Source organism: Streptomyces sp. x-19 (assembly GCF_046549115.1).
Classification (GTDB): Bacteria; Actinomycetota; Actinomycetes; order Streptomycetales; family Streptomycetaceae; genus Streptomyces; species Streptomyces albulus_C.
In genome coordinates, this window is the sequence record NZ_JAJPWK010000001.1 from 497,280 (window position 1) to 512,568 (window position 15,289).

Annotated in this window: 14 protein-coding genes; 6 read left to right on the top strand and 8 right to left on the bottom strand. The window is 71.1% G+C overall.

The genetic code is table 11. The annotated features are described in order from the left end of the window. Window positions 1–76: 76 nt before the first annotated feature. The 3 genes from ACLJT4_RS02430 to ACLJT4_RS02440 are packed head-to-tail and all read left to right on the top strand — an operon-like array spanning window position 77 to window position 3,602. Complete coding sequence (locus ACLJT4_RS02430) at window positions 77–1,054, top strand: glycosyltransferase family 2 protein (RefSeq protein WP_020929451.1); 978 nt, start codon at window positions 77–79, stop codon at window positions 1,052–1,054. Beyond that, entirely contained in the window at window positions 1,054–2,418 is a 1,365-nt protein-coding gene (locus ACLJT4_RS02435) for a polysialyltransferase family glycosyltransferase (protein WP_411120756.1), read from the top strand. The genes ACLJT4_RS02430 and ACLJT4_RS02435 overlap by 1 nt, the downstream gene beginning before the upstream one ends. Then, on the top strand, window positions 2,418–3,602 hold the full coding sequence (locus ACLJT4_RS02440) for an acyltransferase family protein (protein ID WP_411120757.1): 1,185 nt from the start codon (window positions 2,418–2,420) through the stop codon (window positions 3,600–3,602). The genes ACLJT4_RS02435 and ACLJT4_RS02440 overlap by 1 nt, the downstream gene beginning before the upstream one ends. 42 nt (window positions 3,603–3,644) lie before the next feature. Here ACLJT4_RS02440 and ACLJT4_RS02445 read toward each other — a convergent pair whose 3' ends face one another. Next, window positions 3,645–4,325, bottom strand: a complete 681-nt coding sequence (locus tag ACLJT4_RS02445) for a TetR/AcrR family transcriptional regulator C-terminal domain-containing protein (RefSeq protein ID WP_411120758.1) — start codon at window positions 4,323–4,325, stop codon at window positions 3,645–3,647. 38 nt (window positions 4,326–4,363) lie between these two features. Here ACLJT4_RS02445 and ACLJT4_RS02450 point away from each other — a divergent pair, with 38 nt between their 5' ends. Then, window positions 4,364–5,959 carry an FAD-dependent monooxygenase gene (locus ACLJT4_RS02450; protein WP_411120759.1) on the top strand — a complete coding sequence of 532 codons (1,596 nt, stop codon included), beginning with the start codon at window positions 4,364–4,366 and terminating at the stop codon, window positions 5,957–5,959. Between the two features lie 181 nt (window positions 5,960–6,140). On the opposite strand, the gene ACLJT4_RS02455 is transcribed toward ACLJT4_RS02450, so the two are convergent. Genes ACLJT4_RS02455 through ACLJT4_RS02465 form a run of 3 tightly spaced genes read right to left on the bottom strand, consistent with a single transcriptional unit; the run spans window position 6,141 to window position 8,814 of the window. After that, complete coding sequence (locus ACLJT4_RS02455) at window positions 6,141–6,575, bottom strand: NUDIX domain-containing protein (protein WP_411120760.1); 435 nt, start codon at window positions 6,573–6,575, stop codon at window positions 6,141–6,143. Next, window positions 6,572–7,825, bottom strand: a complete 1,254-nt coding sequence (locus tag ACLJT4_RS02460) for a DegT/DnrJ/EryC1/StrS family aminotransferase (RefSeq protein ID WP_411120761.1) — start codon at window positions 7,823–7,825, stop codon at window positions 6,572–6,574. The genes ACLJT4_RS02455 and ACLJT4_RS02460 overlap by 4 nt, the downstream gene beginning before the upstream one ends. Further along, entirely contained in the window at window positions 7,822–8,814 is a 993-nt protein-coding gene (locus ACLJT4_RS02465; protein ID WP_411120762.1) for a Gfo/Idh/MocA family protein, read from the bottom strand. The genes ACLJT4_RS02460 and ACLJT4_RS02465 overlap by 4 nt, the downstream gene beginning before the upstream one ends. A gap of 155 nt (window positions 8,815–8,969) precedes the next feature. Between ACLJT4_RS02465 and ACLJT4_RS02470 the strand changes: the two genes are divergently transcribed. Beyond that, on the top strand, window positions 8,970–10,283 hold the full coding sequence (locus tag ACLJT4_RS02470; protein WP_411120763.1) for a helix-turn-helix transcriptional regulator: 1,314 nt from the start codon (window positions 8,970–8,972) through the stop codon (window positions 10,281–10,283). Window positions 10,284–10,427: 144 nt separating this feature from the next. On the opposite strand, the gene ACLJT4_RS02475 is transcribed toward ACLJT4_RS02470, so the two are convergent. Both ACLJT4_RS02475 and ACLJT4_RS02480 read right to left on the bottom strand, forming a co-directional pair. Then, the gene (locus ACLJT4_RS02475; RefSeq protein WP_411120764.1) at window positions 10,428–11,825 is read right to left on the bottom strand and encodes a gluconate:H+ symporter; all 1,398 of its coding nucleotides are present in this window, start codon (window positions 11,823–11,825) and stop codon (window positions 10,428–10,430) included. 151 nt (window positions 11,826–11,976) lie between these two features. Next, window positions 11,977–12,492, bottom strand: a complete 516-nt coding sequence (locus ACLJT4_RS02480) for a gluconokinase (RefSeq protein ID WP_411120765.1) — start codon at window positions 12,490–12,492, stop codon at window positions 11,977–11,979. A gap of 191 nt (window positions 12,493–12,683) precedes the next feature. On the opposite strand from ACLJT4_RS02480, the gene ACLJT4_RS02485 reads away from it, so the two are divergent. Next, entirely contained in the window at window positions 12,684–13,394 is a 711-nt protein-coding gene (locus tag ACLJT4_RS02485; protein WP_411120766.1) for a FadR/GntR family transcriptional regulator, read from the top strand. 40 nt (window positions 13,395–13,434) lie between these two features. Here ACLJT4_RS02485 and ACLJT4_RS02490 read toward each other — a convergent pair whose 3' ends face one another. Next, a complete protein-coding gene (locus tag ACLJT4_RS02490; protein ID WP_411120767.1) occupies window positions 13,435–13,647 on the bottom strand; it encodes a hypothetical protein in 213 nt (70 codons plus the stop codon). 54 nt (window positions 13,648–13,701) lie between these two features. Beyond that, window positions 13,702–15,282 carry a methylmalonyl-CoA mutase gene (locus ACLJT4_RS02495; protein WP_411120768.1) on the bottom strand — a complete coding sequence of 527 codons (1,581 nt, stop codon included), beginning with the start codon at window positions 15,280–15,282 and terminating at the stop codon, window positions 13,702–13,704. Window positions 15,283–15,289 lie beyond the last annotated feature (7 nt).

Sequence of the window (15,289 nt, forward strand, 5' to 3'; positions counted from 1 at the left end):
CCCGCCATTCTTCGTTCACCGCCAAGTACGCGCCGCGTCAAGACGAATGCCGGGCGCCACCCCTAACGTCACGTGGGTGGTTAAGCTCTCCGTCATCGTGCCGTTCTACAACGTGCAGACATACGCGCCCGATACTCTGAAAAGCCTGGCGGCGAACTCTCGCGAGGATTTCGAATTCCTCCTCGTCGACGACTGTTCACGCGACGAGACGCCGGAGATCCTCGCGCGCGCCGCGGCGGACCTGCCGGGTGCCCGGGTGCTGCGGCACGAGAAGAACGGCGGTCTGGCCACCGCCCGCAACACCGGGCTGGACGCGGCCCGCGGCACCTACCTCACCTTCCTCGACGGGGACGACTGGCTGGCCCCCGGCTACCTCCCCGAACTCCTCTCCGTCATAGAGGAGTTGGGGTGCGACTTCGTCCGGACCGACCACGTCCAGTGCACCGCCCGGGCGCGCACCGTGCACCGGGTCCCGCACGGCCGGCGGGGGGTGGTGATGGATCCGCGGAGCGTGATCCTGCCCGCCGACCGCTCCACCTCGGTGGACTACGCCTACGCCTGGGCCGGCATCTACCACCGGCGGCTGCTCGACGACGGATTGCTGCACTTCACCGACGGGTTGCGCACGGCCGAGGACCGGCCGTGGATCTGGCGATTGCACCGCGAGGCGAAATCCATGGCGGTGACCGGCCTGTTGGGGGTTTTCTACCGACGCGGCGTGGCGTCCTCGCTGACCCAGATCGGCGATGTGCGGCAATTGGACTTCATTCGCGCCTTCGATCAGGTGATCGAGGAAACGGCGCGGGACCCCGAGGCGCACCTGTTGTTGCCGAAAGCGGTCCGCACGTATTGCGCGATCATTTCCCACCATCTCGGCTCGATCGAACGGTTCGAGCCGCCGGTCGCCCGCACCTTGCGGGCGATGAGCGCCGCGGCCATGAAACGCATGCCGCAGGACGTACTGAAGGAAGCCCTGGATTCCATGGATGTACACCGCGCCTCCCGGCTGCGGCGGCTGCGTCGCCGCCCCACCCCGGCGGAGGTCGCCGCCTGATGCCCGACCGGCCCCGCACCCAGATCTTCCTGGCCTCCACCCTCTACGGCGCGGCGACGCTGGCCGCGGCCCTGGACGCCGACCTGTTCGCACCGGCCGACCGCCGACTGCTGCTGATCAGCAACAACGCGACGACCCCGGAGACCACCCCGGCGCTGGACGCCATGCCCGGCTTCGCGCGGCTGCGCGGCCGCTTCGACCGGGTGCTGTCGTGGAACGAGACGATCCGCCCGTTCCACCCCGGCGGCTGGTCGCCGCGCCCCGACGACGTACCGCTGTGGGAGCGCCATCTGCGGCTGCTGTGGGAACTGGGCGACGACCAGGTCGAGTTGGTCGTGGAGTCGATCCAGGTCAATCCGGCGCTGGCGCTGGCGCAGCTCTTCCCCGGTGCGCCCGTCCACGTCTACGCCGACGGGCTGATGAGCTACGGCCCCACCCGCAACAAGCTCGACCCGCTGGTCGGCACCCGGGTCGAGCGGCTGCTCCACCTGGACCTGGTGCCGGGCCTGAAGCCGCTGCTGCTCACCGAGTTCGGGGTCGAGCCGGTGCTGGTGCCGTCCGCCGCGTTCACCAAGGTGCTGGCCGACCTCGCCGACGACGGCACGGCGGCGGACGACCTGGCCGGGGTGCCGGAGGGTGCGGCGCTGCTGCTCGGCCAGTACCTCTCCGCGCTCGCCATCCTCACCCCGCAGGAGGAAGAGGAACTGCACGTGGCGATGGTGCGCGGGGCGGTCGAGCGGGGGCACCGCGAGATCGTCTTCAAGCCGCACCCGTCGGCACCGGCCCGCTGGTCGAGACTGCTGGAACGGGAGGCCGAGCGGCTTGAGGTCGCGCTCACGGTGCTGGACCGGCCGGTGCTCGCCGAGGTCCTCTACCAGCGGACCCGGCCGGCACTGGTGGTCGGCTGCTTCTCCACCGCGCTGCTGACCGCGGCGGTCTTCTACGACCTGCCGGTGGCCCGGACCGGCACCGGGCTGCTGCTGGAGCGGTTGACGCCGTACCAGAACAGCAACCGGATGCCGGTGACGCTGGTGGACGCGCTGGTGCCGGACCTCGCCGACCGCGCCGAACGGCCGCGCGCCACCGCCGCGCCCGAGGACGTCGGCCCGCTGGTCACCGCCGTCGGCTACGCGATGCAGCACCAGATCTACCCGCACCTGCGGCCGGCCACCGAACGCTACTTGGCGGCCCACCTGAGCCCGCGCACCCGGCGCTACTTCAAGCGTCGCCGGCTCACCGCGCTCGCGCTGCCCGGCGCGCTCCCGGCCCAACTGTCGTTCATCCCGCGCAACGCCGCCCTCCGCCGGGTGGCGCGCCGGGCCCGGGCCGTGCAGCGCCGATTGAGGAAGCGGGCCGCCGCCTGATGACCACGACCTCACCGGCGGCCGGGGCACCCCGCACGGCACCGGACCGCACCACGGCCGACCGGTCGGGCGCCGTTCCGGCCGCCGTCCGGGACACCGCGATACCGGGCCGCGGCCGGAGCGGAGGCGCCGCCCGGCTGCGGGCCCTGGACGGGCTGCGACTGCTCGCCGCCCTGATGGTCGCCGCGTACCACTACGGCGGCCGCAACGGTGACGTCTCCCGGGCCTGGGGCGACTCCCCGGCCCACCAGTTCCCCGCCCTCTCCGGCGCGTTCGCGTACGGCTGCCTGGGCGTCCAGATCTTCTTCGTGATCAGTGGCTTCGTGATCTGCCTCAGCGGCTGGGGGCGGACCCTGCGCTCCTTCGTCGCCTCCCGGGTCAGCCGCCTGTACCCCGCCTACTGGGTGGCGATCCTGCTGGTCACCGCGGTCTTCGCGCTCCCCTGGGTCGCCTTCAAGGCGCTCTCGCCCAGCGAGGTGCTGACGAACCTGACCATGCTCCAGTACCCGTTGGGCGTGCACCGGGTCCTCGGCGTGTGCTGGACGCTCTGGGCGGAGATGCGCTTCTACGCCCTCTTCGCGCTGTGCGTGGTGCTGCCGGGCGCCACCCGCGGGCGGGTCGTCCTGTTCTGCGCCGGCTGGACGCTGGCCGCCGCCCTGGCCCAGTCCGCCCACGACCCGTTCCTGAACACCGTCCTGATGCCCCAGTACGCCCCGTTCTTCATCGGCGGCGTGGGCCTGTACCTGCTGCACCGGTTCGGCCGGCGGGACCCGGTCGCCTGGACGATCGTGCTGGTCAGCTGGCTGATCGGACAGCACTACGCGGTCGCCGGACTCTGGCACGCACCGTCCGCGCACGCCTTCTCGTACCGCTCGGCGAGTGTCATCATCGCCGTCGTGACCCTCGGCTTCGCCGCGGTCGCCGCGGTGGCCCTGGGCGCCCTGCGCTGGGCGAACTGGCGCTGGCTGACCGTCGCCGGGGCGCTGACCTACCCCTTCTACCTCGTCCACGAGCACCTGGGCTGGGTCGTCATAGGCGTGCTGCACCGCGGCGTCGGGCTGCCCTCGTACGCCACGTTCCTGCTGACCGTCGGGCTGATGCTGCTGCTGGCGTGGGTGCTGCACCGGTGGGTCGAGCGTCCGCTGACCCCGCGGCTGCGCCGCGCCATCGATCCGCGCCGCTAGCCGCTGCCCGGCGGGGCGGGCCCGACCCGCCCCACACCCCCGTCAACGCCCGTGCGCCTGCACGTAGTTGGCCTCGATCCCGGCGACGATGATCTGGAGCCCGACCTCGAACGCCTCCTCCAGGTCCCCGAAGAGCGCCCGCCCGGCCCGTGCGGCGAGCGGGTACTCCGCGCCCAGTCGGCGCTCCCGCTCGTCGAGGTCGTAGGACGGGTCGCGGACCTCCCGGTGCGCGGGGTCCGGGTGCACCGACTGCTCCTCGATGACCAGCCCTACCGTGTAGTTGTACGCGGTCCACCAGGCGCGGGACGCCTCGGGCAGGGTGAAGCCGACCGCGGTGAAGTGGCCGAGGAAGAGTTCCAGGGGGGCGGCGAAGCTGTCGTCCGTCATCCGCGTGCCGGCGACGACCTTGCCCCCGTCGCGGTAGGTGAGCAGTTCCCGGCGGAGCGCGGCGCAGGTGTTCCGGACCATCTCCTGCCAGGACGGCCACCGGCCGTCCGGCCCCGGCCCGCCCTCGGGCGGCGTCGACCGGAACAGCCGCCGGAAGATCTCGGTCGCCATCTCGTCCAGCAGTTCCTGCTTGTTCTTGAAGTGCCAGTAGAGCGCGGGCGCCTGGACGTTGAGTCCCTTGGCGATCCGCCGGAGGGTCAGGCCGTCCAGGCCGCCCTCGTTCAGCAGCCGCAGGGCGGTCTCCACCACCAGTTTTCGGTCAATGCGCGAAGCCATGTTGACAACTTAACACCGTTAAGGGCAGCCTCGAAAGCATGGCACTTAACAGCGTTAAGGAAACCTTCGCCAACCCCACCGAGGGCACCTACGAGGCCGCCGCCGGGGACGCCACCGCGCCGCCCGTCGACGTCCTGATCTCCGGCGCCGGCCCGACCGGCCTCGCGCTCGGCATCGACCTCGCCCGCCGGGGCGTGACCACCCTCATCGTCGAGCGACAGGACACCCTCTCCCTCGGCGCCCGCGGCACCGGCATCCAGCCCCGCACCCAGGAGGTCTACGACGACCTCGGCGTACTCCCCGCCGCGCACGCCGCCAGCGGCCTCTACCCGCCCATGGCGCTGTGGAAGGACGGCCGGATCGTCCACACCCACGAGATGGTGGAGCGGGGCGCCCCGACCCCGTCCGCGCCCTACGCCGACATCCGCATGCTCCCCCAGTGGCGCAACGTCCGCCTGCTCCACGACCGCCTGTGCGACCTCGGCGGCAGCGTCCAACTGGACACCGCGCTCACCGACTTCACCCAGGACGACGACGGCGTGACCGCCCACCTGACCGGGCCCGACGCCGCCGTGCGCACCGTCCGGGCCCGCTACCTGGTCGCCTGCGACGGCGGCGCCAGCACCGTCCGCAAGCAGCTCGGCGTCCGGATGACCGGGCCGGAGCTCGCCCAGGGCCACGCCGTCCTCGCCGACATCCGCCTCGACGGCCTCGACCGCGACCACTGGCACCGCTGGATGTCGCCGAACGGCGGCTTCATCGGCCTCCTCCCGCTGGCCGGCACCGACGACTTCCAGATGCTCGCCGCCGCGGCCGGCGAGCCGGACACCTCCCACGAGGCGGTCCGCGACCTGATCGCCACGCACACCCACCTCACCCGCGACCAGGTCCGCGAGGTGCTGTGGACGTCCCTCTACCGCCCGAAGGCCGGCATGGTCGACGCCTACCGTCACGGCCGGGTGTTCCTGGCCGGCGACGCCGCGCACATCCACTCCCCGGCCGGCGGCCAGGGCCTGAACACCAGCGTCCAGGACGCCTACAACCTCGGCTGGAAGCTCGGCCAAGTGCTCCGGCACGGCGCCCCCGACGCCCTCCTCGACACCTACGAGGCCGAGCGCCGCCCGATCGCCGCCGACATCCTCGCGACCAGCACCCGGCTGCACCGCTCCGGCAGCCTCCGTCGCGGCCCCGACCTGCACCAACTCGGCATCGGCTACCCGAACAGCCCGCTCGCCCGCGAGCTGCGCACCGGCCTCGCCGAGGACGCCCGCACCGCCGGCGACCGCGCCCCCGACGCCCCCTGCACCACCGCCGACGGCACCCCCACCCGCCTCTTCGACGCCTTCCGCGGCCCGCACTTCACCGTGCTCGCCCTCGACGCCCCCGACCTGGACACCCCCGCCCTCACCAAAGCGGCCGGCTCCACCCCCCTCCACACCGTCCACGTCGGCGGCCCCACCGCCGACCTCCTCGACCCCGACGGCCACCTCCGCGCGGCCTACGGCACCACCCCCACCGTCTTCCTCATCCGCCCCGACGGCTACATCGCGGTGGCGGCCCCGCCGGAGTCCGCGGCGACGGCGCTCACGGAGGCGCTCCGGACGCACTTCGGCGCCGCCCCGGTCGCGGTCTGAAACGAGCCGGGCGAGGCCGGGCCGCCCGCACCACCGGTCCGGTTCCCGCCCTCCCCTGAGACCAGGAGGGCGGGCCCCGTCTCCCTCACCGCACGGACGGCCCCCGCGCGGCACCCTTCAGGGGAACGCCCGGGACGCTCCCCGCCAAACGCAGCCAAGTCGACGGAGGGAGAGCTCCGGATCAGGGCGCGATCAGGTGGCGGACGGCCTCGCTCACCTCGGGCAACTCGCCAAGGAAGGCCCACTGATAGGCGTCGTGCTCGGTCAGGACGATCAGCTCGGTCTTCTCCACGGTGACCGCGAAGTTGAACTGCCTGGTGGTGCCGCCGCGGCTGTTGGAGTAGTCAAAGTGGCCGATGTAGCCGCTCACCGTCTCGATGGTCAGGCCGGTCTCCTCGGCGGTCTCGCGGTGCAGGGCTTCGAGGACGGTCTCCCCGTCCTCGACCTTGCCGGAGGGGACCTCCCACATACCGCCCATGAAGTCACCCGGGTTGCGCCGCACGAGCAGGACCCGGTCGGCATCGGTGACAACCGCGGCGGCCACGAAGCCGGTGACGCCATCCGCTCGGGCGTCGTCCACCAAGCGGGCCAGGAACTCGGGGGAGGTGACGGTCACAGCAACTCCTTATGACGCTCGCTCACCTTGACGACCGCGCGAACGTACTGCTCGGCCAGCGCGAGATCCTGCTCACGATGCCAGACCGGCAACTTGATCGTGTGCCGGTAGGCATGCTCGGAGACCGGGAAGCAGCCGGCCGGGAACCGACGGTGGCGATACGGGTGCCCGGGAAACAGCAGTTCCGGGTACTGGTAAAGCAGGAGTTCGTGAAGGGGCCGAGTGGATCCCGGCCGGTCGAACCCGGTCGCCCCCTCGGCAATCAGGGCCTGGTGGAATCGGTCGAGGGTCAGACCTCCGAGCTCCTCGGGTCGATAGGTGAGCGTCAACCCGTACCAGGACGTGACCACTCCATCGGGAACCGGCACGATTCCCAGCCCGGGTACCCGGGCCAGGTGCTCGGTGAGGTAGCGGGCGATCTCAGCCCGGCCGAGGAGGTAGCTGTCCAGGCGGCCGAGCTGGTTGAAGGCGAGGGCAGCCGCCAGCGGGTGGATACGGAGCTTGAGGCCAGACCCGGTGACCGCATACCGGGCGAGCGGATGACCTTCCGGGATCTCCGACTTGCACCGCTTGTTGTAGTGGGCGAACGTCAATACCCGGTAGTACGTGTCGTCGTCATCCGTCAGAACGAACCCGCCTTCGCCCCCACTCAGCGGCTTGGGGCCGTTGAGAGAGAACGCCGATCCGAGACCGAAGGTGCCGACCTTCTGACCGTGGATGCTCGCGCCGTGCGCGTGGGAGCCGTCCTCCAGCAGTGCGAGTCCATGGGCCTTGGCGATCGCGGCGAGGTCGGCCATGTCGGCAGGTCGGCCCCACATGTGGGTGACCATCAGCGCCCGGGTCTGCGGGGTGATCATCTCTTCGACCCTTGCCGGGTCGATGTTGCCGTCCGGCCCGATATCGCACGGCACTGGTACCGCACGCAAGTGGAAGAGTGGCGAGGCGGTGGCGTGGAAGGTCCACGCGGGCACGATCACCTCGTCCCCGGCCCCGATCCCGGCGGCCGAGTAGAGCGCGTGCAGTGCGGCGGTGCCAGAGCTGACGGTGACCGCGTGCCGGACCCCGAAGTATGCCTGCAGGCCGTCCTCCAGCGCCGCTACGACGCCGGACCGCCCAGGGATGGAGACGGCCGCGTCCAGTTGGGCTGCGACCGCAGCCCGGGTGGTGTCGTCGACGGGCGGCCACGCGAAGTGAGGCCCGGGGACGTCTACTTCGGGGTTGCCGCCGAGCAGGGCGAGAGGGGAGGTCACAGCATCTCCTTCGGGTCGATGTAGCGCCCGGCAGACTTGGACTCGTAGCAGGAAGCGATGAAGGCGGCGTGGGCGAGGTGCTGTTCGGGTCCGCAGGTGTTGGGGCGCTCGCCGTCCAAGACCCGGCAGAAGTGGTCGATCTGCGCTGTCGCGGCGCTGGCGGGGGCGTGCGGGCGGGCCAACTCCTCCACCACGGTGCCGTCCCGATCGAGCCGCTGGACCTGGCTCTTCGTCAGCAGCATCGAGCCGCCAGTGCCGACGACGTGCAGCTGCTCGGACTTCGGGGCCGCCCATCGCGACAGCAGGACCGAGCCGTAAAGGTCGGAGTCGTAGCCGAGTTGAATGACGGCGGTGTCCTCGGCGTCGTAAGCAGCCTCCGGGAGGGCGGCGGCCGAGAAGTCGGCGATGACCCGGCTGGGAAGTCCGAAGTACCACAACAGCAGGTCGATGAGGTGGTAGCCCATGTCGATGATGCAGCCGCCCCCGGCCTGCTCGGCGTCTCCGCGCCACCCGGCGCCCGGATCGTCGATGTGGAAGGTGTAACGGCCGTCGATGAGGAACGGGGTGCCGATCTGGTCGAGGAACTGCGCCACCGAGGTGTAGATCGGGTTGAACCGCCGCTGGAGGGTGACCATCAGCTCCACCCGGCCGGCCTGGCAGATCGAGAGGAGCTGGTGGGCCTCGGCGACCGAGGTGGCGAACGGCTTCTCCTTCAGGACGTGCACGCCCCTGCCGGCGCACTCCTCGATCACGGATCGGCCCGCGTGGTGCGGAACCGCGACGATCACGAAGTCCGGCTGCACGGCGTCCAGAAGGTCGGCGACCCGAGTGAACGCAGGCACCTGGAGCGACTCCTGGCGCCGACGGAGGATGGTGGAATCACTGTCGCAGACGGCGACGAGTTCGGCCCTGCCGGAGCCAAGCAGACCGGGCAGGTGATCTTCGAGCGCCTGGTGCCCCAGGCCAACGACCGCAGCGCGACGCTTCATGGGCAGAGTCCTTCCACTGCGTGGAGGAGTTTGTCGATGTGCGTCGAGTACAGCCCAACTCGCAGGCACCGAAAAGGGATTGTCCGTAGTCCCGGGGTTGTTTCACCGTCGCTGGCAGTAGGCTCGCAGTCACTGTCGATGATGGGATTGCCCTCGTGGACGACCCGATCCGGCACCCCCTTGCCTACGCCCGCGAACTGCGTGGCTGGTCGCAGCGCGACCTGGCCGCACAACTCAACAAGGCCGCCCGCAACCACGGACTCCTGTCTGGTGCCGACAAAACGGCCGTCAGCCGATGGGAGCACTGGCGCAAGACTCCGAACGGTGATTCCCAGCTCCTGATCGCAGAAGCCTTCGGCGTCCCGGTCTCGGACGTGGAGGCGTACGGCTGGCCCTACTGGCTGCCGGGGCGGGACGAGCCGCTGCCGCTGGGATTGGCCTACACCGTCCAAGCACTTCACGATGCACAGAGAGCCTCCATGGACCGTCGTAGCTTCATGACTTTCAGCGCGATCTCGCTGGCTGGCTTGGCCGGCCAGTGGGCCGTCATCGAGCCCGAACGCCTCACCTTGGCCATGGGGGGCAAGCGGGTGGATGCCGAACTTGTGAACTGGCTAGAGGACACCAGCAAAGGGCTGACCGCCCTGCCCACCGAACAGCGGCAGCACACCATCCGCCTGATGGATGCTCACCTGGCCACCGTCACACACCTCGTTAAGGACGGCGCCTACGGCGAGCGGACCGGCCGACGCCTCCACCTGCTGGCAGCCTCGCTCGCCACCACTTGCGGCTGGCACCGCTTCGACCAGGGCCAGCACTGGGCGGCCGGGAAGCTGTGGGAGGCGGCGCTGCAGTCCGCGCACGCCGCCGGCGATCGCGACCACGGCGCCGGGGTGCTCTCCGACTTCGCCTACCAGGCAAACTGGCTCGGCGAGCCGAAGGTTTCCGTCGACCAGCTCGCACACGCCCTCTCCGGCATCGAGCACCCAGCGGCCCGCTCACTGTTGTTCCTCCGCCGAGCTAGGGCCTTTGCCGCCCTCGGTGACAGCCCCGCGTGTTACCGCGACCTGTCTGAGGCCGATTCCTCCCTCGCTGTCGAGGCCACCGATCCAGCCCCGGGCTGGTGCGGGTGGATGAGCCCGGCAGACCTCGCAGTTGACTCAGGCCAGTGCCTGCTGGAGCTCGGCCGCACCGCGGAAGCCCACGCGAGGATCGCCGAGGGGATGTCCCTGCTGCCTCGCGCCCGGGACAAGACGCGCGGCATCTTCCTGACGTACCAGGCCAAGGGCTACCTGCAGTCCAACGACGTCGAGCAGGCCCTGGCCGTCACCAGCGAGTCGCTCGACCTGGCCACCCGCATCGGTGCCCCACGGTGCGTAGCCCTGATCCGCGACCTTGCGCCGGCGTTCACGCCGTACCGCCGGGTCGACGGCGTCCCGGAGTTCCTGGAGCGCTTGAAGGTCTGCTGAGGCACCGAGCGGGAAGGCCGATCAGGCCCGGCCGACCCCGTACGTGGGGTGGCCGTTGAACATGGCGTTCCCAAAACCACGAGCCCCCGCCGCGCACCCATAGGGGCACCCGGTGAAGGCTCGTGCTCGTGCGTGGGACCGCCGCTACACCACCAACGACAGCAACAGCACCCCCACGATCCCGACGACCGAGATCAGGGTCTCCATCACCGACCAGGTCTTCAGGGTCTGGCCGACGTCCATGCCGAAGTACTCCTTGACCATCCAGAAGCCGGCGTCGTTGACGTGGCTGAAGAAGAGGGAGCCGGCGCCGACGGCGAGGACGAGGAGGGCGGAGTGGGTGGTGCTCATGTCGGCGGCGAGGGGGGCTACCAGGCCCGCGGCCGAGATGGTGGCGACCGTGGCGGAGCCGGTGGCGAGGCGGATGGTGACCGCGATCAGCCAGGCCAGCAGCAGCGTGGAGATGTTCCAGTCCTTGGAGATCTCCAGGATCATCTGGCCGACGCCGGAGTCCACCAGGGTCTGCTTGAAGCCGCCGCCGGCGCCGACGATCAGCAGCACGCCGGCGATCGGGCCGAGCGAGGACTCGACGGTGGACGCGATCCGGCCACGGGTGAAGCCGGCCGCGCGGCCGAGCGTGAACATCGCGACGACGACGGCGGTGAGCAGCGCGATCAGCGGCGAGCCGACGACGTCGAAGATCCGCTGGACGGTGTGCGCGGGGTTGTCCACGACGACGTCCACCAGGGCCTTGGCGAGCATCATCACGACCGGCAGCAGGACGGTGGCGACGGTGATGCCGAAGCCGGGGCGCTTCTCCAGGTCGTCGGAGGTCCGCTGGGGGATCATCTTCTCGGGAGGGGCGATGTCGACCCAGCGGGCCGCGTAGCGGGAGAAGAGCGGGCCGGCGATGATCGCCGCGGGGATGGCGATGACGACGCCCAGCGCCAGCGTGACGCCGAGGTTGGCCTTGACCGCGTCGATCGCGGCCAGCGGCCCGGGGTGCGGCGGGATCAGGCCGTGCATCACGGACAGGCCGGCCAGCGCCGGGATGCCGATGCGCATGAGGGAGAAGTTGCCGCGCTTGGCGACCAGCAGGACCACCGGGATCAGCAGCACGATGCCGACCTCGAAGAAGATCGGCAGGCCGATGATGCCGGCGATCAGCACCATGGCCCAGGGCATCGCCCGTCGCCCGGCCTTCGCCAGGATCGTGTCCACGATCTGGTCCGCGCCGCCGGAGTCGGCGAGGAGCTTGCCGAGGACGGCGCCCAGCGCGATCAGCACGCCGGTGCCCGCGACGGTCGTCCCCAGCCCGGTGGAGAAGCTGGCGATGGCCTTGTCGAGCGGCGCCCCGGCCGCCGCGCCGAGCACCAGCGAACCGATGATCAGCGACAGGAAGGCGTGCAGCTTGAACTTGGTGATCAGCAGGACGATGACGGCGATACCCGCCAGGACGGCGATGCCCAGCTGTGCGTGACCGGCCGTGGTGATCGGCGTGGTCGCGTCCGCTGCGAGCATCTCGGCGCTGAGATGTGGCACGGCGATTCCCTTTGTCGGAGGGCCCCTTTGGCGAGGGCCCGGCTTTCGGAGGGCCCCTTGGTCGGAGGGGAGGGGAACGGTGAGGAGAGCCGGGCCCCTCGGGGGGGGGAAGGGAGGGGCCCGGCGGCTTTTGGGGTGGCCTCGGCGCGGGTTACGCGGCCTGGGGCCGGTGGCGCAGTGCGGTGACGGCGCGGTCGGCGATCTGTTCCGGGGTGCCGGAGACGTCGACGGCCACGCCCGCCTCGTCCGGACCGAGCGGTTCGAGCGTGGCGAACTGGGAGTCCAGCAGTGCGGTGGGCATGAAGTGGCCCTTGCGTTCGGCCATCCGCGCCTCGATCAGCGCGCGGTCGCCGGCGAGGTGGAGGAAGACCACGCCCGGGGCGGCGGCCCTTAGCCGGTCGCGGTAGGCCCGCTTGAGCGCGGAGCAGCTGACCACTCCGCCGTGGCCGGCCCGCCCGTGCGCCCAGGCGCCGATGGCGTCGAGCCAGGGGCCGCGGTCGGCGTCGTCCAGCGGCACGCCCGCCGACATCTTGGCGATGTTGGCCGGCGGGTGGAAGTCGTCGCCCTCGGCGTACGGGACGCCGAGCGCGTCGGCCACCAGGGGACCGATCGTCGTCTTGCCGGTCCCGGCCACACCCATGACGACGATGACGTCGGCGCTGCCCATCCCGAATACCTCGAAACTTCGTATACAGAACGTCTCGCGCCAGACCGCCCCTCTCGGGGTGATCGGTACGACACGGTCCTCTTCGACCTCGTGCGCCCTCCACTGAAACTCATTAGGTACGACGTATTCAAGCCCCTGTGACGCAAACGTCATACTTAATTGGCCGGGAGGCGGGAACGTAGGCTTGGCCCATGGACGCGACCGCAAACGGGGAGAAGGGGCTGCACGCCCGCGTGCTGGAGTCCCTGGGGCCCGCGATCACCGCGGGTGACCACCCTCCGGGCACGGTCCTGCGCACCGACGAACTGGCCGAGCGGTTCGACGTCTCCCGCACGGTGATCCGCGAGGCGGTCCGGGTCCTGGAGTCCATGCACCTGGTCGCGTCCCGGCGCCGGGTCGGGGTGACGGTCCGCCCGACCGAGGAGTGGAACGTCTACGACCCGCGGGTGATCGGCTGGCGACTGGCCGGCCGGGACCGCCCCCGCCAGCTGCGTTCGCTGACCGTGCTGCGCTCGGCCGTCGAGCCGGTGGCGGCCGGGCTCGCGGCCCACCACGCCACCCCCGCCCAGTGCGCCGAGCTCACCGAGCACGCCATGGGGATGGTGGCCACCTCGCGCGGCCAGCAGCTCGACTCCTACCTCGTCCACGACATGGCGTTCCACAAGGTGGTGCTGTCCGCCTCGGGCAACGAGATGTTCGCGCGCCTCGCCGAGGTCGTCGCCGCGGTCCTGACCGGCCGCACCCAGCACCACGTGATGTTCACCGACCCCGACCCGGCCGCGGTCACCCTGCACGTCCAGGTCGCCGAGGCGATCCGTACCGGGGACGCGGCCCGCGCGGAGGCCCTCACCCGGGAGATCACCGCCGGCGCGATGGCCGAACTCGACGTCCTCGCGCCGTAGTTCGCGGACCCGGCGCCGCGGTTCGCCCCGGGCCGGCCCGTCAGAACAGCGGCTGCTGGCCGGGGATGGACGGCTCCTCGGGGTCGAAGAGCTTCTCCGCGGGCGCCATCATCGGTGCGGTCCGCCGCGAGCCCGGGCAGGAGATCAGCTCGATCCCGGTCCGCCGCCCCGGCGGGTCGTGCCGGGCGTACCGGCCGCCGACCACGGCGATCTCTCGGGTGCAGATGGGGCAGCGGCGTCGGGGTGCGGACATGCCTCCAGTCTGGCGGACGCGCCGCGGGCGCCGCACCCGGCACCCGGCACGACCTCAGAAGGCATCCGTCGGCACGTACGTCCCCCACACCTCGCGCAGCGCGTCGCACACCTCGCCCAACGTCGCCCGGGCGCGCAGCGCCTCCCGCATCGGGTAGAGCACGTTGTCCGCCCCCTCGGCGGCCTTGCGGAGCGCGCCGAGCGCCGCGGTGACCGCGTGGCTGTTGCGGTGGGCGCGCAGCCGCTCCAGCCGCTCGGCCTGCTGCGCCTCGATGGCGGGGTCCACCCGCAGCGGCTCGTAGGGCTCCTCCTCGTCGGTGCGGAAGCGGTTGACGCCGACCACCACCCGCGCGCCGGCGTCGGTCTCCTGGGCGATGCGGTAGGCGTTGCGCTCGATCTCCTCCTTCTGGAAGCCCCGTTCGATGGCGGCGACCGCGCCCCCCAGGTCCTCGACCCGCGTCATCAGCGCGAGGACCGCCTCCTCGACGGCGTCGGTGAGCGACTCCACCGCGTACGAACCGGCGAACGGGTCGACGGTGGCGGTCACGTCGGTCTCGTGGGCGAGCACCTGCTGTGTCCGCAGGGCGAGCCGGGCCGCCTTCTCGGTGGGCAGCGCGATCGCCTCGTCGAAGGAGTTGGTGTGCAGCGACTGGGTCCCGCCGAGCACCGCCGCCAGCCCCTGCACGGTCACCCGCGCGAGGTTGACCTCCGGTTGTTGGGCGGTCAGCTGCACGCCCGCGGTCTGGGTGTGGAACCGCAGCATCTGCGACTTGGGGTTGCGCGCGCCGAACTCCTCCCGCATCACCCGCGCCCAGATCCGCCGCGCGGCACGGAACTTGGCGACCTCCTCCAGCAGCGTGGTGCGGGCGACGAAGAAGAACGACAGCCGCGGCGCGAAGTCGTCGACGTCCATGCCGGCGGCGAGCGCCGTGCGGACGTAGGCGATGCCGTTGGCCAGGGTGAAGGCGATCTCCTGCGCGGGCGAGGCGCCGGCCTCCGCCATGTGGTAGCCGGAGATGGAGATGGTGTTCCAGCGGGGGACCTCGGCCCGGCAGTAGCGGAAGATGTCCGCGGTCAGCCGGAGCGACGGCTGCGGCGGGTAGATGTACGTGCCCCGCGCGATGTACTCCTTCAGCACGTCGTTCTGCACCGTGCCGTTGAGCTGACTTCCCGTCACTCCTTGTTGCTCGCCGACGAGTTGGTACATGAGCAGCAACAGTGCGGCGGGTGCGTTGATGGTCATCGACGTGGAGACCGACCCGAGCGGGATGCCGCCGAACAGCACCTCCATGTCGTCGACCGAGTCGATCGCGACTCCGACCTTGCCGACCTCGCCCGCCGCGATCGGGGTGTCGGAGTCGTGGCCCATCTGCGTCGGCAGGTCGAAGGCGACCGACAGTCCGGTCGTGCCGTGCTCGATGAGCTGCCGGTAGCGCGCGTTGGACTCCCGCGCGGTCCCGAACCCGGCGTACTGCCGCATCGTCCAGGGCCGCCCGGTGTACATGGTCGGGTAGACGCCCCGGGTGTACGGATAGGCGCCCGGTTCGCCCAGCGCGGCGTCCGGGTGCCATCCGGCCAGCGCCGCCGGCCCGTACACCGGCTCGATGGGCAGTCCGCTCTCGCTCTCCCGCACCATGTTCGCT

Bases quoted from the DNA above. Each gene is read 5' to 3' on its own strand.
- ACLJT4_RS02435 (WP_411120756.1), top strand. From the start codon at position 1,054: ATGCCCGACCGGCCCCGCACCCAGATCTTCCTGGCCTCCACCCTCTAC.
- ACLJT4_RS02440 (WP_411120757.1), top strand. From the start codon at position 2,418: ATGACCACGACCTCACCGGCGGCCGGGGCACCCCGCACGGCACCGGAC.
- ACLJT4_RS02445 (WP_411120758.1), bottom strand. From the start codon at position 4,325: ATGGCTTCGCGCATTGACCGAAAACTGGTGGTGGAGACCGCCCTGCGG.
- ACLJT4_RS02450 (WP_411120759.1), top strand. From the start codon at position 4,364: ATGGCACTTAACAGCGTTAAGGAAACCTTCGCCAACCCCACCGAGGGC.
- ACLJT4_RS02465 (WP_411120762.1), bottom strand. From the start codon at position 8,814: ATGAAGCGTCGCGCTGCGGTCGTTGGCCTGGGGCACCAGGCGCTCGAA.
- ACLJT4_RS02480 (WP_411120765.1), bottom strand. From the start codon at position 12,492: ATGGGCAGCGCCGACGTCATCGTCGTCATGGGTGTGGCCGGGACCGGC.
- ACLJT4_RS02485 (WP_411120766.1), top strand. From the start codon at position 12,684: ATGGACGCGACCGCAAACGGGGAGAAGGGGCTGCACGCCCGCGTGCTG.
- ACLJT4_RS02490 (WP_411120767.1), bottom strand. From the start codon at position 13,647: ATGTCCGCACCCCGACGCCGCTGCCCCATCTGCACCCGAGAGATCGCC.
- ACLJT4_RS02495 (WP_411120768.1), bottom strand. From the start codon at position 15,282: ATGGTGCGGGAGAGCGAGAGCGGACTGCCCATCGAGCCGGTGTACGGG.